17 protein-coding genes are annotated in these 18,271 nt (G+C 72.5%); 9 read left to right on the top strand and 8 right to left on the bottom strand.

Features of this window, described 5'->3' with window-relative positions:
• Window positions 1–544 (top strand): TSUP family transporter (locus tag B4K29_RS06340; RefSeq protein WP_286966697.1); only part of this gene is annotated, 544 nt, incomplete at its 5' end.
• 140 nt (window positions 545–684) lie between these two features.
• On the top strand, window positions 685–1,119 hold the full coding sequence (locus tag B4K29_RS06335) for an SRPBCC family protein (protein ID WP_029212145.1): 435 nt from the start codon (window positions 685–687) through the stop codon (window positions 1,117–1,119).
• Here the strand turns inward: B4K29_RS06335 and B4K29_RS06330 are convergent, their stop codons facing one another.
• The 5 genes from B4K29_RS06330 to B4K29_RS06310 all read right to left on the bottom strand — a co-directional run bounded on the left by B4K29_RS06330 (window position 1,120) and on the right by B4K29_RS06310 (window position 7,190).
• Window positions 1,120–2,469 carry an AI-2E family transporter gene (locus B4K29_RS06330; RefSeq protein WP_029212146.1) on the bottom strand — a complete coding sequence of 450 codons (1,350 nt, stop codon included), beginning with the start codon at window positions 2,467–2,469 and terminating at the stop codon, window positions 1,120–1,122.
• A gap of 139 nt (window positions 2,470–2,608) precedes the next feature.
• Entirely contained in the window at window positions 2,609–4,222 is a 1,614-nt protein-coding gene (locus tag B4K29_RS06325) for a phospholipase D family protein (protein ID WP_029212147.1), read from the bottom strand.
• A 104-nt stretch (window positions 4,223–4,326) separates the two neighbouring features.
• On the bottom strand, window positions 4,327–5,265 hold the full coding sequence (locus tag B4K29_RS06320) for an EamA family transporter (RefSeq protein ID WP_019286643.1): 939 nt from the start codon (window positions 5,263–5,265) through the stop codon (window positions 4,327–4,329).
• 73 nt (window positions 5,266–5,338) lie between these two features.
• Window positions 5,339–6,241, bottom strand: coding sequence for an oxidoreductase (locus B4K29_RS06315; protein WP_019286644.1), 903 nt, complete (start codon window positions 6,239–6,241; stop codon window positions 5,339–5,341).
• Between the two features lie 106 nt (window positions 6,242–6,347).
• Complete coding sequence (locus B4K29_RS06310; RefSeq protein ID WP_019286645.1) at window positions 6,348–7,190, bottom strand: PhzF family phenazine biosynthesis protein; 843 nt, start codon at window positions 7,188–7,190, stop codon at window positions 6,348–6,350.
• Between the two features lie 116 nt (window positions 7,191–7,306).
• On the opposite strand from B4K29_RS06310, the gene B4K29_RS06305 reads away from it, so the two are divergent.
• Genes B4K29_RS06305 through B4K29_RS06295 form a run of 3 tightly spaced genes read left to right on the top strand, consistent with a single transcriptional unit; the run spans window position 7,307 to window position 12,386 of the window.
• Window positions 7,307–10,885: a proline dehydrogenase family protein gene (locus tag B4K29_RS06305; protein ID WP_286966692.1), complete on the top strand. Its 3,579-nt coding sequence runs from the start codon at window positions 7,307–7,309 to the stop codon at window positions 10,883–10,885.
• Window positions 10,882–11,154, top strand: a complete 273-nt coding sequence (locus tag B4K29_RS06300) for a hypothetical protein (protein ID WP_286966689.1) — start codon at window positions 10,882–10,884, stop codon at window positions 11,152–11,154. Before B4K29_RS06305 ends, B4K29_RS06300 begins: the two co-directional genes overlap by 4 nt.
• Window positions 11,151–12,386: a GNAT family N-acetyltransferase gene (locus B4K29_RS06295; RefSeq protein ID WP_286959848.1), complete on the top strand. Its 1,236-nt coding sequence runs from the start codon at window positions 11,151–11,153 to the stop codon at window positions 12,384–12,386. The genes B4K29_RS06300 and B4K29_RS06295 overlap by 4 nt, the downstream gene beginning before the upstream one ends.
• Here the strand turns inward: B4K29_RS06295 and B4K29_RS06290 are convergent.
• The 3 genes from B4K29_RS06290 to B4K29_RS06280 form a co-directional block, all read right to left on the bottom strand.
• Window positions 12,377–13,183 carry an alpha/beta fold hydrolase gene (locus B4K29_RS06290; protein ID WP_239261903.1) on the bottom strand — a complete coding sequence of 269 codons (807 nt, stop codon included), beginning with the start codon at window positions 13,181–13,183 and terminating at the stop codon, window positions 12,377–12,379. The genes B4K29_RS06295 and B4K29_RS06290 overlap by 10 nt on opposite strands.
• A gap of 98 nt (window positions 13,184–13,281) precedes the next feature.
• On the bottom strand, window positions 13,282–14,232 hold the full coding sequence (locus tag B4K29_RS06285; protein ID WP_286966686.1) for a hypothetical protein: 951 nt from the start codon (window positions 14,230–14,232) through the stop codon (window positions 13,282–13,284).
• Window positions 14,222–14,740, bottom strand: coding sequence for a SigE family RNA polymerase sigma factor (locus tag B4K29_RS06280; protein WP_019286653.1), 519 nt, complete (start codon window positions 14,738–14,740; stop codon window positions 14,222–14,224). Before B4K29_RS06280 ends, B4K29_RS06285 begins: the two co-directional genes overlap by 11 nt.
• Window positions 14,741–14,944: 204 nt before the next feature.
• Between B4K29_RS06280 and B4K29_RS06275 the strand changes: the two genes are divergently transcribed.
• The 4 genes from B4K29_RS06275 to B4K29_RS06260 all read left to right on the top strand — a co-directional run bounded on the left by B4K29_RS06275 (window position 14,945) and on the right by B4K29_RS06260 (window position 18,233).
• Window positions 14,945–15,664, top strand: coding sequence for an amino acid ABC transporter ATP-binding protein (locus B4K29_RS06275; RefSeq protein WP_372490220.1), 720 nt, complete (start codon window positions 14,945–14,947; stop codon window positions 15,662–15,664).
• A 33-nt stretch (window positions 15,665–15,697) separates the two neighbouring features.
• The gene (locus tag B4K29_RS06270) at window positions 15,698–16,552 is read left to right on the top strand and encodes a glutamate ABC transporter substrate-binding protein (protein WP_239261895.1); all 855 of its coding nucleotides are present in this window, start codon (window positions 15,698–15,700) and stop codon (window positions 16,550–16,552) included.
• Between the two features lie 131 nt (window positions 16,553–16,683).
• The gene (locus B4K29_RS06265; RefSeq protein WP_019286656.1) at window positions 16,684–17,364 is read left to right on the top strand and encodes an amino acid ABC transporter permease; all 681 of its coding nucleotides are present in this window, start codon (window positions 16,684–16,686) and stop codon (window positions 17,362–17,364) included.
• Window positions 17,361–18,233 carry an amino acid ABC transporter permease gene (locus tag B4K29_RS06260; protein ID WP_286959844.1) on the top strand — a complete coding sequence of 291 codons (873 nt, stop codon included), beginning with the start codon at window positions 17,361–17,363 and terminating at the stop codon, window positions 18,231–18,233. Before B4K29_RS06265 ends, B4K29_RS06260 begins: the two co-directional genes overlap by 4 nt.
• Window positions 18,234–18,271: the final 38 nt, after the last annotated feature.

The raw sequence follows: 18,271 nt of genomic DNA, 5'->3' as shown, positions 1-18,271 counted from the left end.
CGGGGACCTGCTGCTCGCGATGTTCGGCGGGCTGCTGCTGGTGATCGCGGCGCTGATGGTGCGCCGGGGGCGGGACGCGGGGGCCTCCGACCCGGGGGTGCCGGTGCACCGGGGCCAGCCTGACGTGGTGGACGGCGCGGCTGCTCCGGCGGGTGCGCACCGGGTGGCGCACCGCACCCGCTGGGGGGGTCTGGTGGGCGCGGCGACCGGGGTGAGCCTCCTGACCGGGTTCTTCGGCGTGGGCGGGGGCTTCGCGATCGTGCCGGCGCTGACGCTGCTGCTGCGGGTGCCGATGCGCGTGGCGGTGGGCACGTCCCTGCTGGTCATCGCCGGGAACTGCCTCACGTCGCTGGTCTGGCGGTGGCCCACCCTCGCGCGGCTGGACTGGCCGCTGACCGTCGCGCTGACGGTGTCGATGGTCGTGGGCGGCCTGCTCGGTGGGCGGGTGGGACGCCGCGTGCCCGCACCCCGGCTGCAGCTGGCGTTCGGCATACTCCTCGTGCTCGTCGCCACGGTCACCCTGGTGCAGACCCTGCGCGGCTGACACTGCTGGGCTGAGGCTGCTGGGCTGAGACTGCTGGGCTGAGACTGCTGGGCTGACGGGGAGTCGAGTCCACGGGGCCGGTGGACGGCGCCGCCAGGGCGGGTGGTAGGACTGGAGACCACCCCTCAGGAGGAGACGCCATGTCCGAGCACAGCCGCACCATCACCGTCCACGCGCCCGCCGACGTCACCTTCGGGTACCTCAGCGACGCACGGCACCTGCCGGACTTCATGCCGCGGATGCGTCGCGTGGAGCCGCACGACGACGGCACCGTGACGGTCACCGCGGTCGTGACCCCCGACGGCACGCGCGAGCTGGAGGTGCAGGGCACGGCCTGGCTCGAGGTCGACCAGGAGGCGCGGGCGATGCGCTGGGGCTCGGAGCGGCACAGCTATCGCGGCTCCCTGACCGTCGAGGGCGACGTGGAGAGCGACGTCGAGGGCGACATCGAGGGCGACGCGGAGTCGACGGTCGAGATCAGCCTGAGCACCGAGCACGGCGACCCCGCCACCATCGACGCCGGGCTGGACCGGGCGCTCGAGGCGATCGCCGCGCGCATCGAGGCGCGCGCCTGACTACTCGGGGTAGCCCTCGAGCGGGAGCTGCCCCGCGGTCACCTTGGCCTGTTCCTCGCGTTCCTCCTCGGTGGGCGGGAGGGGCAGGTGCACCGCCCGCAGCGTGGCGTTGGCGAAGGCCACGATCGGCACGGCGAACAACGCGCCGGCCACCCCCGCCACCGACGTCCCCGCAAGGACGGCCAGGGCCACCCCGAGCGGGTGGACCTCGACGTTGCGGCTCATGATGAGCGGCTGCAGCAGGTGCGCCTCGAGCTGCACGAGGACGACGATCGTGATGGCGACGACCGTGGCCGCCGCAGGTCCGTGCTCGATGAGGCTGACGATGATGCAGAAGATCCCGGTCACCGTCATGCCGATCAGCGGGATGAACGACCCGACGAATATCAGGACCGACAGCGCCAGCGCCAGGGGCACCTCGAGGACGTGCAGGACGACGTAGATCGTGGTCGCGTGCAGCGTCGCGATGATCGTCACGCCGCGCATGTAGCCGCCGAGCGTGTGCCACCCGACGCGACCGACCTGGTCGATGCGGCGGCGCGAGCTCGTCGGCAGCAGGCCGAGCACCCAGCGCCAGATGACCTCGCCGTCACGCAGCAGGAAGAACGTGCTCAGCAGGAGCAGCAACCCGCCCGCGATGACGTGCGAGAGCGTGGACAAGGTCGTGATCGCGCCGGTCACGAGCGTGCCCTGGTTCTTGGAGATGGTGTCCGAGAGCTCCTGGATGTACTTCTCGACCTGGGAGTCGCTCAGGCGCAGCGGCCCCTCGCGCAGCCACCGGCTCGCGTCGTCGAGGAACTGGGTGAACTGCTCCGTCATACGAGGCGCGTTGGCGGAGATCTGCAGCGCCACGAACGTCCCGATCGCCCCGATCACCGCGATGCCGAGCAGCAGCGCCAGGAAGGCCGCCAGCGAGTGTGGGACGTGCGCCCCGCGGTGCAGCCGCCGCTGGACGGGGCCGAGCACGGCCGTGAGCAGCAGGGCGACGACGAAGGGGATCGTGACGATGGGGACGGCCGCCAGCGCCTGGGCGACGAGATAGACCGCCGCGACGATCAGCAGCAGCCGCCAGCTCCAGGCCGCCGCGACCCGCACCCCACGGGGGACCGGGTCGGACTCGGGGCGCGTGGGCTCGGGCATGGTGACGTGCACGGTCGTGGACATCGGCTCGTGCTGGCCGGCGGCCGTGCTCCCCCACTGCGAGGGTGGCGGCGCGTCGAGCCGGGCTCGGACGGTGCGCGTGATCGAGCCCACCGCGCCGCGCAACCGGCCCGCCTCGCCGCTCGGAGGGGTGCCTCCGCCATCGGCCTCGCGGCCACCGTCGCGCGGCTGCGCGTCGTCGTGCTCCATGTCAGTCCTCTCGTCCCCCGCCTGGCCTTCGCCAGTCATTGTGCCCGGCCCAGCCTGTGAGTCCCCTGCCGGATCTACCTGAGGTCGTCACAGGCGCCTGGCGGGCGAACCCAGGCCGATGTGACGACCTGAGGTAGGTCTAGAAGCGGCCGGCGAGGCGCAACGGCTTGGGCCGGCCGTCCGGGTCGTGCACGAGCTCGTAGACCACCCGGGCCCACGCCTTGGTGAACGACGACTGCTCCACCGGGGGGATGCGGCGCAACCGACCCGGAGGCCGCTCACCGACGCGCCCGCCGCCGTGCCAGTCCTCGAGGCGCCGGGCGCAGTCGGCATACGCGGCGAACATCCCCTCGGCGGTGAGGCAGTCCGCCATCACCGCGGCGATCTCGGCGTCGGTCGCGTCCGTCGGCAGCTCGCGACCCAGGTGCTCCGCCGCGAGCCGCAGCCGCAGGCGCCGGGCATAGGCGTTGTGGTCCTCGCCCTCGTCGTCCCACACCACCGCGGACAGCTCGGAGTCGTGCGTCCACGAGCGCCGGTTGAAGTTGTCGGACCCGATCGTGGCCCAGCGGTCGTCCATGACGCAGACCTTGGCGTGGACGTAGACGGGTGTGCCGGCGAGGTTCTCGATGCCGTAGAGCGCGAACCGGTCGCCGCCGGCCTCCTCGATCAGCCGCACCGCCTGGTCGCGGCCGTAGAGCTGCGGCGTGCGCGACATCGGGCTGCTCTGGTCGGGCACCTGCGGCAGGATCGCGATCACGTGCAGGCCCGGGCTGGACTGCAGGGTCTCGATGAACTGCTCGGCGACGTCCTTGGACCAGAGGTACTGGTCCTCGATGTAGATGAGGTGCTCGGCGCGCTCCAGCGCCTTGGAGTAGCCGCGGGCCACGCTGCGCTCGCCGCCCCGCGCATAGGGGTAGTCGCGGCCGTGCCGCAGGTCGGGATAGGTGCGCAACAGCTGGACGTGGTGGGTCGCGCCGGAGATGGCGGGCGGTGGGGGCGTCTGCTCGGGGAGCGGGTCCGGGTCCGTGTCGTCGCCGCGCAGCTTGTCGCCCATCATGCGGATCGGGCTGCGAGACAAGGGGGTCGGATCGTTCCAGCGCTCGCGGAACACCGTCTCGACGTCGTGCACGGCCGGCCCCTCCAGGCGCACCTGCACGTCGTGCCAGGGCGGGCTGTCGCCGAACTCCTCGGCCATGCTCTGCGCCTGCGGGTCGCCGTGGTGGTCGTCGTCGTCGCGCCGCGAGTGGCACAGGTCGATGCCGCCGACGTAGGCGACGTCCCGCGTCGGGTCGTCGCGGTGCCGGATGACGACGAACTTCTGGTGGTGGCTGCCGCCGGTGCGCACCCGCATGTCGAGCAGCACCTCGGCCCCGGCGCTCTGCAGCTGCTCGCCGAAGCGGCGGTTCTCGGCGCCGGAGAACGCCAGCTTGTCCCAGTGCGAACGCCACACGAGACCGCGCACGTCCACGCCGCGACGGGCCGCGCGCGACAGCACCGAGGCGATCTCGGAGTTGGGGTCGTCGGCCACCAGCCGCTCGTCGGGGTCCCCGCGCCAGTCGGTGAACCACAGCAGGTCGCCCGGCCCGGCCGCCTCGATCCGGGGATACAGGTCCGCGAAGTACTGCCGCCCGTGGATCAGCGGCGTCGCCACGTTGCCGTCGCTCCACGCCTGGTCGCCGGGGTGCTGGTCGTCGATCGTGGTGCGCGGGTTGGCGCGCTCGGACCGGGTGATCAACCATTCACGGATCGACATGGTCCCCATACTGACGCGTATGACGCCCTCCGGGCCACCGACCGTCCACATCTGCCGTGGTCTCCGGGCAGATGCGCAGCCGCCGCCCAGGTGGTCCGGAGACCTCAGCCGGCCGCGATGAGGGCCACGGCGACCGCGCACGCGACCAGACCCGCGACCTGGGCCCGCGAGGCCCGCTCACCGAGCAGGGCCATCGCCAGCAGCACCGTGAACGCCGGGTAGAGGGAGGCCACGACGGGGACGACGGTGAGCTGCCCGGCAGCCTCGCCTGCCTGCCCGGCGGCCTGGCCGGAAGCCTCGCCACCGGACTGCCCGGCCAGGAAGTAGGTCAACGACCCCAGGGCGCCGGTGACCCCGACGATCCACGCGGGCAGCGCCGCCCGCACCGACCCCTCCGGCCGCTGCTGCGCCACGATCCCCCACATCACGACCAGCGACACCAGCTGGCACACCGCCACCGGCCAGGACCCCGACCCCGGAGCGGCCTGCGCCAGCGCGATGAAGAACACCGCGAAGCCGACCCCCGCCAGCAGCCCGTCGCGCACCCCGGCCCGCCTCGCCGGGGGCGGCGCGGACGGCATACGGCCATGGTCGGGCTCGACCAGGTGGGTCTCGCCGGGGGCCGACCCAGGGTCGCTCTCACCCGCGGCCACCGCCCACACGGCCGGGAGGGCCAGGACGATGCCGACGACCGCGAGGGGCGAGGGCCGCTCGCCCAGGGCGACCCCGAGGATCACCGGCAGACCCGCCGCGCACACGGCCGACAGCGGGCCGGCGACGTGCATCGAGCCACGGGCCAGCCCGCGCATGAGCATGAGGGTGCCCGAGCAGTGCCCGATCGACGCGGCGGCGCCCCAGAGGAGGGCGTCCTGGGTGAGCGGCTGACGCTGGGCGAGGGCGACGAGCGTGATCCCCGTCGCGGAGAAGGTCTGCGCCACCGCACCGACGATCAGGAAGTGCCGCCGCCGCGACTGCACGCCGGACAGGAAGTCAGAGACGCCGTAGAGGACGGCCGACGCGAGGGCGAGCGGGATGGCGAGCACCCCTTGAACCTACCGGGGGCAGGATCGTCAGCCTGGCGAACGAAGGCCGGTCGATGCCTCTGCCCCCGGCGGGTCAGACGCGGAAGGGGACGCCCGTCAGCTCCTCGCACAGCTGCCACAGCTGCGCGGCCTTGCGACGGTCGTGCGACGCCGCGGTCGAGCCGACGGTGCGCGGGTGCCCGTGAGCCTCCATGAACCCGTCCGGCCCCACGAACGAGCCGCCCGGCAGGTCGTCCACCGTCGCCGCGTAGAGGGACGGCAGGGCGCCCATCGCGGCCGGCTGCGCGACCGTGCTGACCTGGTTGAGCTGCAGCATCGCCCGGTCGGACCACACCGAGCCGGTGCGGCCCTGCAGGTTGGTCGAGGAGTAGCCCGGGTGCGCCGCCATCGACCGCAGCGGCGAGCGGGCGCCCGTCAGCCGACGCTCCAGCTCGTAGGCCAGCATCAGGTCGGCGAGCTTGCTCTGCCCGTAGGCGACCCAGGCGTTGTAGCGGCGCCGCTCGAAGTTCGGGTCGGCGAGGTCGATGCGGCCCATGCGGTGCATCAGCGAGGACAGCCACACGACGCGGTCCGTCAGGCGCGGCAGGAGCTGGGCCGTCAGCGCGAAGTGACCCAGGACGTTGGTGCCGAATTGCGTCTCGAAGCCGTCGGCGGTGCGCGAGAACGGCACGGCCATCAGGCCGGCGTTGTTGATCAGGGTCTCGATGCGCCAGTCAGAGACGCCCTCGGCGAACTCCCGCACGGAGTCCAGCGACGCGAGGTCCAGGCGGCGCACCTCGGCCCCGCCAGGTCCGGCGAGGTCGAGGGAGGACCGGGCCGCCTCGCCCTTGTCGGTGTCGCGGCAGGCCATGACGACGTACGCGCCCTTGTCGACGAGCGCTCGCGTGGTCTCGAGGCCGAGCCCCGAGTTGGCTCCGGTGACGACGAAGACGCGGCCGGTCTGGTCGGGGATGTCCTTGGTGGTCCAGGTGCTCATGGCACCAGTCTGCGGGATGGGTATGACGCTGTGCCGTCCCGCACGTGAACCTCTCGGCCTCGGACCCGACCGGGGGTGATCCGAGCGACCGCGGGGATCCGGGCGGTCAGATGGCCATCTGACCGCGCGCGACCTCCTTGACGATGCCGCCGAGCGAGACCTGGCCGTCGGCGTCGATGTCGAGGTGGATCATCGAGGGGCGCTCGATGTCCTCGCCCTGGTAGACGCGGTAGTGCTTGTCGCGCTCGCCCCGGGAGACGAGGACCTCGCCGAGCCGGCCGGCGCCGGACGCGGTCGCGGCGACCTCGAGGACACCGCCCTGCGGGCCGTAGAACATGCGGGAGGCGACGTCGCCGTCCTCGCGCCAGGCCCACACGTAGATCTGCGGCTCGACGTGGAGCAGCATGGCGTACTGGTGCAGGAGGCGGGCGTCGATCTTGGCCTCGCGCACGTCCTGCTCCGTCGCGAGCTGGAGCACGATGGTGGAGCGCGTGAACGTGACCTTGACGGTGGGGTCGACGATCGCGGGGATCTTGCGACCGACCAGACCGGCGAGGAACCGCTTCTCGGTGCGGATCTCCTCGATGACCGAGCTGCGGCCGAGCATGGTCCACCGGTTGCCGGAGTCGATCACGTGGATCAGCTGCTTCCTGCCGGCGAGGTGGATGTCGCCCTCGCCGCCGTCGAGCTCGCGCACGACGTGCGCGGTCGCCATCGACGCGCTGCCGGCGAAGCCCGAGGCGCCCTCGGGCTGGAAGAAGCGGACCGTGGCGTGACCCTCGTCGTCACGGCCGGTGATGAACGAGCACTCGGTCCCCAGCTGCCGAGCGGTGCGCCGCATGGTCTCCTCGTCGAGACCCTTGGCGTCGGTGAACACGGCGACCGCGTTGCCGGAGAACAGGTCGTCCGGCGTCGTGAACACGTTGAGGATTCGGTAGTCGGAAGGCATGGGCTCAGGGTATAGGCCGAGCCCGCGCCCGTCCTCGGGAGGACGGGAGGAGCCGTTGTGAGACGGGTCGCACCCCCGTTCACCCCCTGTCGGTCCCGTGGTCCAGAATCGACCGTATGACGGATCAGAGCCGACCCCTCGCGCCCCAGCCCAGCGACCTCACCGGACCGGCGGCCGTCGCCGCCGTCGCCGAGGAGGCCGTCCAGGTCGCCCGCCAGTGGGAACGCGCCACGGCGGAGGGCGCGACGCGGTCCGAGCGCGCCACGTCCGACCAGCTGGGCGCCCTGCTCCGCGACGAGACGGGGCTGGACCTGGCGGTGACCTTCGTCGACGAGGTGGCCCGCCCGGAGGACCCCTACGTCGCCGCCAAGGTGCTCTCGACGCTGACCGCCGGTGACGCCGGCGCGTTCCTCGGCCGGGTCGACCGCTCGCTGCTGGGGCTCGGCGCCAAGGTCGCCAAGCTCGCTCCTCCGGTCGTCGTGCCGATCGCCCGCGCCCGGCTGCGCCAGATCGTCGGCCACCTCGTCGTGGACGCGAACGACCCGGCCCTGGGCCGCCACCTGGCCAAGGCCCGGGCCGAGGGCTTCCGGCTCAACGTCAACCTGCTGGGCGAGGCCGTCCTCGGCGAGCACGAGGCCGCGAGCCGGGCCGAGCGCACCCGCCAGATCCTGGCCCGCCCCGACGTGGACTACGTCTCGATCAAGGTGTCGTCCCTGGTCAGCCAGATCTCGACGTGGGACGAGGAGGGCACGGTCGAGCGGGTCCTCGAGCGCCTGCGCCCGCTCTACCGCACCGCCGTGGCCAAGAGCCCGCACGCCTTCGTCAACCTCGACATGGAGGAGTACAAGGACCTCGACCTCACGATGGCGGTCTTCGAGCGGCTGCTGGCCGAGGAGGAGTTCCACGACCTCGAGGCCGGGATCGTGCTGCAGGCCTACCTCCCCGACGCACTGCCCGCCCTGGAGCGCATGCTCGAGCTGGCCCGCCGCCGCCGAGCCGCCGGGCACGCCGGCATCAAGGTCCGCGTCGTCAAGGGCGCCAACCTAGCGATGGAGCAGGTCGAGGCCGAGCTGCACGACTGGGTGCAGGCCCCCTACCCGACCAAGGAGGACGTCGACGCCAACTACCTCGCCTTCGTGGAGCGCGCGCTGCGGCCCGACGCCACCGAGGTCATGCGCATCGGCGTCGCCTCGCACAACCTCTTCGACACGGCCGTGGCCTATCTCCTGGCCCAGCAGCGCGGCTGCCTGGACGCCCTGGACATCGAGATGCTGCAGGGTATGGCGCCCAGCCAGGCCCGCGCCGTCAAGGCTGACGTGGGGTCGGTCCTGCTCTACACCCCCGTCGTCGCCCCCAAGGACTTCGACGTCGCGGTGAGTTATCTCATCCGCCGCCTGGAGGAGAACGCCCAGAAGCAGAACTTCCTGCACGCCATGTTCTCCGCGGACCCGGGGTCCGGCGCCTCGCCGGACGGCCGCCCCGGCGCCGCGGCCCGTCCGCACGACGCGATGGCCGACCAGGAGCGCCGCTTCCGCGAGTCGGTCGCCGCCATGCCGACGACGCCCGTCGGACCGCGCCGCTCGTCCGAGCGCGCCCGCATCGGCGACCGCTTCGCCAACACCCCCGACTCCGACCCGTCCCTGCCCGCCACCCGTGTCTGGGCCCGGGAGGCGCTCGCGGCCGACCCCCACCGCCTCTCCTCCCCCGTCCTGTCGACCCCGGACGACGTCGACGAGGTGGTCGCCCGCGCCGTGTCGGCGGCCCCGGGCTGGGCCGGGCGGTCGGCATACGACCGGGCGCAGGTGCTGCGCGACGCCGCCCGTGAGCTGGACGCCCGGCGCGGCGAACTGGTCACGATCATGGCCGCCGAGGGCGGCAAGACCGTCGCCGAGGCCGACCCCGAGATCTCCGAGGCGATCGACTTCGCGCGCTACTACGCCGAGCGCGGGCTCGAGCTCGAGGCCGGCGCGAGCGCGCACACCGACGGGTCGCGCTTCACGCCCGACCGCGTCGTGCTGGTCACCCCGCCGTGGAACTTCCCCGTCGCCATCCCGATCGGCGGCGTGCTCGCCGCGCTCGCCGCGGGGTCGGCCGTCGTCATCAAGCCCGCGCACCCCACGCCAGGCTGCGTCGAGGTCGCCGCCGAGGCGCTGTGGGAGGCCGGTGTCCCCCGCGAGGTGCTGCAGGTCGTCCGCACCGACGAGCGCGAGGCCGGACGCGCCCTGGTCTCGCACCGCGACGTCGACACCGTCGTGCTGACCGGCGCCTCCGAGACCGCCCGCATGTTCGCCGGCTGGCGGACCGAGCACCCCGCCGGGCCTCGCGTCTATGGCGAGACCTCCGGCAAGAACGCCCTGGTCGTGACCCCGGCCGCGGACCTCGACCTGGCCGCCGCCGACCTCGTCCGCAGCGCCTTCGGCCACGCCGGTCAGAAGTGCTCGGCCGCATCGCTCGGCATCCTCGTGGGCTCGGTCGCGCGCTCCGAGCGCTTCCGGCGCCAGCTGGTCGACGCCGTGCGCTCGCTGCGCGTCGGCTGGCCGCACGACCTCGGCACCACGATGGGCCCGATCATCGAGGTGCCCGAGGAAAAGCTCCGCCGCGCCCTCACGACCCTGGAGCCCGGCGAGTCCTGGCTGGTCGAGCCCGAGCAGCTCGACGACTCGGGCCGCCTCTGGTCGCCCGGCCTCAAGGAGGGCGTCCGTCCCGGGTCGTTCTTCCACCTCACCGAGGTGTTCGGCCCGGTCCTCGGCCTCATGACGGCCCGCACGCTCGAGGAGGCCATCGAGCTGCAGAACGCCACGGCCTTCGGCCTCACCGGTGGCCTGCACAGCCTCGACCCCGACGAGATCGCCTGGTGGACCGAGCACGTCGACGTGGGCAATGCCTACATCAACCGCCACATCACCGGCGCGATCGTGCAGCGGCAGAGCTTCGGCGGGTGGAAGGACTCGGTGGTCGGCCCCGGCGCCAAGGCCGGCGGCCCCAACTACGTCGCCCTGCTCGGGTCGTGGAGCGAGGACGGGCTGCCGCAGCGCGGCGTCGAGCCGTCGCCGCGCGTGCGCCGGCTGGTCGACCGCCTCTCGCCGCTGGTCGTGGGCGCCGGTGGCGCGGGCGACGACGGGGACCTGCAGGACGCCCGCGGCTGGCTCGACGCGGCCCTGCGCTCCGACGCCCAGGCGTGGCGCGACGAGCTCGGTGTGGAGATCGACGAGACCGGTCTCGCGGTCGAGGCCAACGTGTTCCGCTACCGCCCTCACCCCGAGGTGACCGTCCGGCTCGAGCCCGGTGCGCGTCCGGTCGAGCTGGTGCGCCTGCTGGCGGCGGCCGAGCTCGCGGGGTCGGCCGTGCGCATCAGCGCCGACCCGCAGGCCGCCGGCCCGCTCGAGGCGCTGCGCACCGGTGACGGCGAGGCCCGCCAGGCCGCCGACGACCTGCGCGACCTGCTGACGATCGAGGACCGCGCCACCTTCGCCCAGCGGCTGCGTGACGGCGAGCACTCGACGCGGGTGCGCGCGATCGGTCAGGAGTCCGAGGTCAGGGACCTGGTCCACGCCCTCGCCGGCTCGTCCGCGACCGTCCTCGCCGACCCGGTGCTGGCCAACGGCCGTCGCGAGCTGCTGACCTTCCTGCGCGAGCAGGCGATCAGCCGCACCCTGCACCGCTTCGGCCACGTGGCGCCGGACCTCGCCCGATGACGGGACGCACCCCCGCCCCGGCGCCCGAGCCCGCGGCGGGGGCGGGGGCGGGGGCAAGGGCAAGATCGTTGGGGTCGCGCCTCGGCGAGGGCCTGGTCATGACCGTCACCTTCCTGATCTTTCGGCTGGTGATGATCTGGCTCGGGCTGTTCGACGGCGAGCCCTTCCTGGCCACCGCCTCGGCCGCGTTGCTGTTCGGCGTGTTCTGGGTGCTCGTGGGCCTGGCGTGGGACGTCTGGCGGCGACGTCGACAGGGCGAGCGCCGGTGACGGGCGGTCGCCCCGTCGTCCGCGCGCTCACCGTCGACGACGCCCGCGCCTCCTGGGACCTCGGCGTCGAGTCCTTCGGCCACGCCGAGCCCGCCCCGGACCCGCTGCCCGACCCCACCCGGCGTGGTCGGGTCATGCTGGGCGCCTTCGTCGACGACACCCTCGTCGGTCGGGTCGGCGCCCTGTCGCTGTCGTCCTGGTGGGGCGGGCGCGAGGTGCCCACCGCGGGCATCGCCAGCGTCGCCGTGCGCCTCGAGGAGCGCGGCTCGGGGAGCCTCGGCCTGCTGATGCCCGCCCTGCACGACCGCGCCCGCGAGCGCGGGGACGTCCTCGCCACGCTCTACGCCACGGCGCAGGGCATCTACCGGCGGTTCGGCTACGAGACGGTGACGTCCTTCGACCAGGTCGAGCTGCCGACGCGGCTGCTCCTCGACGTCCCGGTCGACGAGCCCGCCGATGCGCAGGACGGCACGCGCGAGGTGCGGCTGCGCCGGGGCACGGCCGACGACCTGGACGCCATGCAGGCCGCCTACACCCGCTGGGCCCGCGAGCACGACGGACCGCTCACCCGGTCCGGGCCGCAGTTCCCGCCCGACGTGACGGCCTTCCTGCAGGCGCTGGACGGCGCGCACGTCACCCTCGTCGAGGAGGACGGCGCGGTCACGGGCTACGCCACCTGGCGGCGCACCGACGGCTACCACCAGGGCGTCACGGCGGTGGACGACCTCGTCGTGACCACCCCGTCGGCCGCGCGCGCCCTGCTCCACCAGCTCGGCACCAGCCACGCCGTCGCCCCCACCACCACGCTGTGGACCAGCGGCGCCGATCCCCTGCGCCTGCACCTGCCCGGCAACGCCTGGCGCCCGGTCGACCAGCGCCCCTACGCCCTCGCGGTGCTCGACGTCCCCGCGGCGTTCGAGGCCCGCGGCTACCCCGGCCACCTCGACGCCGACCTGACGTTCGCCGTCTCCCCCGGCCACGGCGGCGACCCGGTGGCCGGCACCTACCGCCTGCGCGTGACGGCGGGGAGGGCCACCTGCGAGCGGCTCGCCGACGACCCTGCCCCCGGCATACGGCTCCTGCACCCGCGCGCACTGAGCCTCGCGTATGCCGGCGCCCAGCCGAGCAGCGCGCAGCGCCAGGCGGGCCTGCTGACGGGTCCCGCCGATGACGACGCGGTGTGGGACACCCTCACCGGCGGGCGTCAGGTGCGCGTGCGCGACTACTTCTGAGTGGCGACCTGGCGCAGGACGACGTCGGCGATCTCGGCCGCGTGCTCGACCGGCAGGCCGTGGCGGGCGCCGCGCAGCACGACGAGCTCGGCGCCCGGGATGCGCTCGGCCAGCAGCTCGCCGTTGCGCAGCGGGTTGACGCGATCGGCGTCGCCGTGGACCACGACCGTGGGCGCGACGATGCGGGGCAGCGAGTCCCACGCGTCGTGCCCGTGCGAGGCGCGGTAGTGCAGGCCGCGCTGCGCGGACCGCGTCGTGGTCGCGGCGTCGGCCGTCTCGGCCAGCTCGTGGTGCGAGCCCAGCCACGCGGGCGTGTAGCTCAGCAGCGCCATCTCCATCGGGTCGCAGCGCGCGATCGTGGCGTCGACGTCGTCGGCGCGCGGGACGCCGTGCCGGTCACCGGGCGAGGTGCACAGCAGGGTCAGGCTCGCGACGCGCTCCGGGTGTCGGATCGCGAGCCACTGCGCGATGCGGCCGCCCATGGAGTGGCCGACCACGTGCGCCCGCTCGACCTCGAGCCGCTCGAGCACCCAGGCCGCGTCGTCGGCGAAGGATCCTGTGGTCGGCGGGTCCCGGCGATCCATGTCGTCGCTGTCGCCGGTGCCCCGCTGGTCGATCGCGATCGTCTCCACCTGGCCGTCCAGCACGCCGCGCGCCGCGAGCTCGGCCACGAGCACGTCGTAGAGCCAGTGGTCCTGGCTCATGCCTGGCAGCAGCAGCACCGGGGTCCCGCCGGCGCCTGACCGCCACACCGCGAGACGCGACCCGTCGGCGAGCTCCACCACCTGCTTCGGCATACGGCCCGATCCTCCCTGGCGGCCCACGACTGATGCCGGACGACCGACGGACGACCGACGACCGACGGGGACGACCCACGACGGTCGTCCCCGCCAACCTAGCGCCCGGTGACCAGCGTGGTCGGCGGGGCGTCGGGAGCCGGCCGCACGGTGACCCGTCCGGAGTCCATCTGCCAGGTGAGCTCGTGCGCCGACTGCGTCCCCTTGATGGTGACGCCCTCGGTGGCCCAGCCGACGATCTCGCCCTGCCACTCCTCCGGGACGATGTAGGACGCTCGCTCGCCGAGCTGTCCGACGCGATAGGCCTCGAGCCGCTCACCACCGTCGTCGTGGATCGCGACGACCACGAACCGGCCGTTGGGGCTGGTGGCGAAGCTGTGGGCGGACCCGTTGCCGGCCGAGGCGAGAACGATCGCGGTGCCGTCGCTCGCCACGCTCATGAGGCGAGCCTGGTTGGGCGGCGCCGAGTCGGTCTGGTCGTCGTTGGAGCCCACGAGCGCGAGATAGCGGTCCCCGGCACGCGTGCCCGCGATCTTGACGCTGGTGCCGGTGGGGAACGCGACCGGGCCGAAGGGCGTCTCGAAGGACGACCCGGGCTCGGGCGCGAGGGTCCCGCTCGCGGTGGGCGTGCTCGTCGGGGCGGTGCGCGTCGCCGTGGCCGTGGCCGACGGGACGTCCGTCGGGGACGTCGCCGTCGACCGGGGGACCGACGGCGGCTCCGAGGTGGGCTCGGGCGCGCTGGTGCCCGTGCTGGTGGGCGTGGGCGAGGGGATCGCGGGCGCGGTCGTGACCTGCGACGTCGGGGGTGTCGCAGGGACGACCTTGTCCTCGGGATCCTGGCCGTCCGCGAGCCGCGGCACGAGGACCGCCGCCCCCACCACCAGCGCCAGCGTCGTGCCGGCCCCGGCCATGGCGGTCACCCGGCGGCGACGGCGCACGACCTTGCCGCGCTCGACGACCCACTCGCCGAGGTCGGGCGAGGGCCGCACGTCGTCGGCGTGCCCCTCCAGCGAACGCCTCACCAGGCGTCCGAGCTCGTCATCCCGCATGACCCAACCCCCTCTCCCACATCTCGTCACGTGCAGGCACGACCTTGCGAAGGTTGGCCAGGCCGCGTGAGATCTGGCTCTTCACCGTGCCCAAGGAGCACCCCATGATGTCTGCTATCTCCGCCTCCGGGAGGTCCTCGTAGAACCGGAGCACGAGCGCCGTGCGCTGACGGGACCCGAGCGTCTGCAGCAGCGCCCACATCCCGTCCCGCTCGTCGATGTCGTGCCGATCCTCGACGGCCTCGTCGGGTGTCGTCTCCGTTGCGTACTCACGCCGCCCCACCTTGCGCCACACCGAGATGTTGGTGCGCGTCATGGCCGTGCGGGTGTAGGCATCGACGGACCGGTGGTCCGCGATCTTGTGCCACGACAGGTAGACCTTGACCAGAGTGCTCTGGAGCAGGTCCTCCGCCGAGGCGTGATCACCCGTCAGCAGGTACGCGTAGCGGAGCAACGGTCCGGAGCGTGTTGCCACGAAAGCAGTGAACTCCTCGTCGCGCTCGTCCATGCGGTTCCCTTCCCTCCCCAAGAGGTGCTGACACCCGAATGACGCGGGCGCCGTCTCTCAGGTTGCACGTCATGGTCACGATCTGCCAACCGTTCGCGTACCTAAGGTGCTCGGGGGGAGACCCTGTCGGACGCTGGGGCTACTCTCCCCTCCATGAGCACCGCCGCCACCCCGCCCTCGGGCGACCGCCGTCCCCTCGTGGTGATGGAGCAGGTCAACAAGCACTTCGGAGACCTCCACGTCCTCCGCGACATCGACCTGACGGTCCACGAGGGGGAGGTCGTCGTCCTGATCGGCCCCTCCGGCTCGGGCAAGTCGACCCTGTGCCGCACCATCAACCGGCTCGAGACCATCGAGTCCGGCTCCATCTCCATCGACGGCCGACCCCTCCCCGAGGAGGGCAAGGCGCTGGCCCAGCTGCGGTCCGACGTGGGCATGGTCTTCCAGTCGTTCAACCTGTTCGCCCACAAGACGATCCTCGACAACGTCACCCTGGGCCCGATGAAGGTCCGCGGGCTCGGCAAGAAGGACGCCGAGGCTCGCGCCCGCCAACTCCTCGACCGCGTCGGCGTCGGCCACCAGGCCGACAAGTTCCCCGCCCAGCTCTCCGGCGGCCAACAGCAGCGCGTCGCGATCGCCCGGTCCCTCGCCATGGACCCCAAGGTCATGCTGTTCGACGAGCCGACGTCGGCCCTCGACCCCGAGATGATCAACGAGGTCCTCGACGTCATGACCCAGCTCGCCCGCACCGGCATGACGATGATCGTCGTCACCCACGAGATGGGCTTCGCCCGCAAGGCCGCGGACCGGGTCGTCTTCATGTCGGACGGGCAGATCGTCGAGCAAGCCACCCCCGAGCAGTTCTTCACCAACCCGCAGTCGGATCGCGCCAAGGACTTCCTCGGCAAGATCCTCACCCACTGAGCCGGCCCACCGGCCACCACCCGAGGAGATCTCATGACGATCCGTCGCACCACCACCGCCGCCGCAGCCATCGCGCTCGCCGCCACCTCCATCGCCGCCTGCGGCAGCTCCAGCAGCAGCTCGGGCTCCGGTTCGTCCGGCGCCGCCTCCGGCGCGGCCGGCGGGGAGACCATCAAGGTCGGCATCAAGTTCGACCAGCCCGGCCTGGGCCTCAAGGAGGGCTCGAGCTACTCCGGCTTCGACGTCGACCTGGCCAAGTACATCGCCAAGGAGATGGGCAAGACCCCCGAGTTCGTCGAGGCCGTCAGCGCCCAGCGCGAGGCCACGCTGCAGGCGGGCAAGGTCGCCTACATCGTCGGCACCTACTCGATCACCGACAAGCGCAAGGAGAAGGTCTCCTTCGCCGGCCCGTACTTCGTCGCCGGCCAGGACCTGCTGGTCCGCGCCGACGACACCTCGATCACCGGCCCCGACGCCCTGTCCGGCAAGAAGCTCTGCTCGGTCAAGGGCTCCACCTCGGCCACCAAGATCAAGGATCAGTACCCCAACGTGCAGCTCCAGGAGTACGACACCTACTCCAAGTGCGTCGAGGCCCTGTCCAGCGGCTCCATCGACGCCCTGAGCACCGACAACACGATCCTCGCGGGCTACGCCGGCCAGTCGCAGTACCAAGGCAAGCTCAAGGTCGTCGGCAAGACCTTCAGCACCGAGAACTACGGCGTCGGCGTCAAGAAGGGCGACACCGCCACCTGCCAGAAGGTCACCGACGCGATCAACAAGTACATCTCGTCCGGCGAGTGGCAGAAGGCCGTCGACAAGAACCTCGGCACCGGCGGGTTCAAGGTCGACACCAGCAAGAACCCCCCGAAGCCCGCCGCGTGCGCCTGACCTCGGCCGGTCCGCGCCCTCCCCTCCTCGCGGCGGGGAGGCGCGCCGCACGGTGAGCACGTATGCCGGGAGCGCCCCGGCATACGTGCTCACCGCCACCCCGCCGGTCCCCTCACCCCCAAGGAGTGCGGATGCAAGAGCTCTTCAGCGAGTTCGACATCCTCGGCGCGTTCTGGATGACCATCAAGCTCACGGTCCTGTCCGGCATCGGCGCCCTCGTCATCGGGACGATCCTCGCGATCTTCCGCCTGTCCCCCGTCCCGATGCTGCGCTTCCTCGGCGCGCTCTACGTCAACATCGTCCGCAACACCCCGCTGACGCTGATCGTCGTCTTCTGCTCTCTCGGCCTGGTCGCGCAGCTCAACCTGCGCCTCGCCAGCGCGCAGTCGCCGACCTTCATCAGCGACAACAACTTCCGGTTCGCCGTCGCGGCGCTGTCGATCTACACCGCGGCCTTCGTCTGCGAGGCGCTGCGGTCCGGCGTCAACACCGTGCCCGTCGGGCAGGCCGAGGCGGCGCGCTCCCTCGGCCTCGGCTTCCGCCAGACGCTGACCCAGATCGTGCTGCCCCAGGCCTTCCGCGCGGCGATCGTGCCGCTGGGCAACACCCTCATCGCCCTGACCAAGAACACCACGGTCGTGTCGGTGATCGGCGTCGCGGAGATCTCCTACCTGCAGGCGCAGGTCATCGAGGACCGGCCCGACGCGATCATGACCTTCTTCCTGATCGTCGCCCTGGGCTTCGTGATCCTCACCCTGCCGACCGGCCTGTTCTTCACCCGGCTCGCCACCCGCATGGAGGTCAAGCGATGAGCTCCGACGCGTCCGTCCTGTTCGACGCCCCCGGGCCGCGGACCCGCCGCAACCAGCGCATCGTGGCCGGAGTCCTGCTGCTGATCGCGATCGGCATCGGGGTCTGGATCCTGATGCAGTTCGCCGCCAAGGGGCAGCTCGACGCCGCCAAGTGGCGCCCCCTGCTGTGGACCGACGTGTGGTCGGAGTACCTCCTGCCCGGCATCCTCGGCACCCTGCGTGCCGCGGCGATCTCCATCGCCGCCGCCGGCGTGATCGGCCTGCTGCTCGGCGTCGGGCGCCTGTCGTCCGTGCGGCCGGTGCGGTGGCTGTGCAGCGCGGTCGTCGAGGTCTTCCGCGCGATCCCCGTGCTCGTCATGATGCTGGGCAGCTACGCCCTCTTCGTCAACCGCGGGATGTTCCCGGGCTACGAGTCCCTCGCGGGCGTCGTCACCGGGCTCACCTTCTACAACGGCGCCGTCATCGCCGAGCTCATCCGCTCCGGCGTCAACAACCTGCCCAAGGGTCAGGCCGAGGCCGGGCTCTCGATCGGCCTGCGCCCCGGCCAGGTGATGCGCTCGGTGCAGCTGCCCCAGGCCCTCACCGCGATGCTTCCGTCGCTGGTCAGCCAGCTCGTCGTCGTCCTCAAGGACACGGCGCTGGGCTACGTCATCCTCTACGAGGAGCTGCTCCGCAAGGCCGACCAGATCGGGTCCTGGCAGGGCAACGTCGTGCCCGCCCTGATCTTCGTCGCCGTCCTCTACATCGCGATGAACTACACCCTCACCACGCTGGCCGGGCTGATCGAGCGGCGCACCCGTCGGCGCGGCCACACCGCAGCCCTCCCGGCGACGCCCAGCGCGGACGAGGGCCTGCCCGCCGCCCCCTAGCCCCGCTCCGGTCACCTCCCGCCGACTGGTCACCTCCC

It is taken from the genome of Arsenicicoccus sp. UBA6765 (genome assembly GCF_002453335.1).
Taxonomy (GTDB): Bacteria; Actinomycetota; Actinomycetes; order Actinomycetales; family Dermatophilaceae; genus Arsenicicoccus; species Arsenicicoccus bolidensis.
This window is presented reverse-complemented; position numbering and strand designations above follow the sequence as displayed.

Coding starts and splice junctions, on each gene's coding strand:
- B4K29_RS06325 (WP_029212147.1), bottom strand. CDS start 4,222: ATGTCGATCCGTGAATGGTTGATCACCCGGTCCGAGCGCGCCAACCCG.
- B4K29_RS06270 (WP_239261895.1), top strand. CDS start 15,698: ATGACGATCCGTCGCACCACCACCGCCGCCGCAGCCATCGCGCTCGCC.
- B4K29_RS06335 (WP_029212145.1), top strand. CDS start 685: ATGTCCGAGCACAGCCGCACCATCACCGTCCACGCGCCCGCCGACGTC.
- B4K29_RS06265 (WP_019286656.1), top strand. CDS start 16,684: ATGCAAGAGCTCTTCAGCGAGTTCGACATCCTCGGCGCGTTCTGGATG.
- B4K29_RS06300 (WP_286966689.1), top strand. CDS start 10,882: ATGACGGGACGCACCCCCGCCCCGGCGCCCGAGCCCGCGGCGGGGGCG.
- B4K29_RS06260 (WP_286959844.1), top strand. CDS start 17,361: ATGAGCTCCGACGCGTCCGTCCTGTTCGACGCCCCCGGGCCGCGGACC.
- B4K29_RS06305 (WP_286966692.1), top strand. CDS start 7,307: ATGACGGATCAGAGCCGACCCCTCGCGCCCCAGCCCAGCGACCTCACC.
- B4K29_RS06330 (WP_029212146.1), bottom strand. CDS start 2,469: ATGGAGCACGACGACGCGCAGCCGCGCGACGGTGGCCGCGAGGCCGAT.
- B4K29_RS06310 (WP_019286645.1), bottom strand. CDS start 7,190: ATGCCTTCCGACTACCGAATCCTCAACGTGTTCACGACGCCGGACGAC.
- B4K29_RS06275 (WP_372490220.1), top strand. CDS start 14,945: ATGGAGCAGGTCAACAAGCACTTCGGAGACCTCCACGTCCTCCGCGAC.
- B4K29_RS06290 (WP_239261903.1), bottom strand. CDS start 13,183: ATGCCGAAGCAGGTGGTGGAGCTCGCCGACGGGTCGCGTCTCGCGGTG.
- B4K29_RS06285 (WP_286966686.1), bottom strand. CDS start 14,232: ATGCGGGATGACGAGCTCGGACGCCTGGTGAGGCGTTCGCTGGAGGGG.
- B4K29_RS06280 (WP_019286653.1), bottom strand. CDS start 14,740: ATGGACGAGCGCGACGAGGAGTTCACTGCTTTCGTGGCAACACGCTCC.
- B4K29_RS06315 (WP_019286644.1), bottom strand. CDS start 6,241: ATGAGCACCTGGACCACCAAGGACATCCCCGACCAGACCGGCCGCGTC.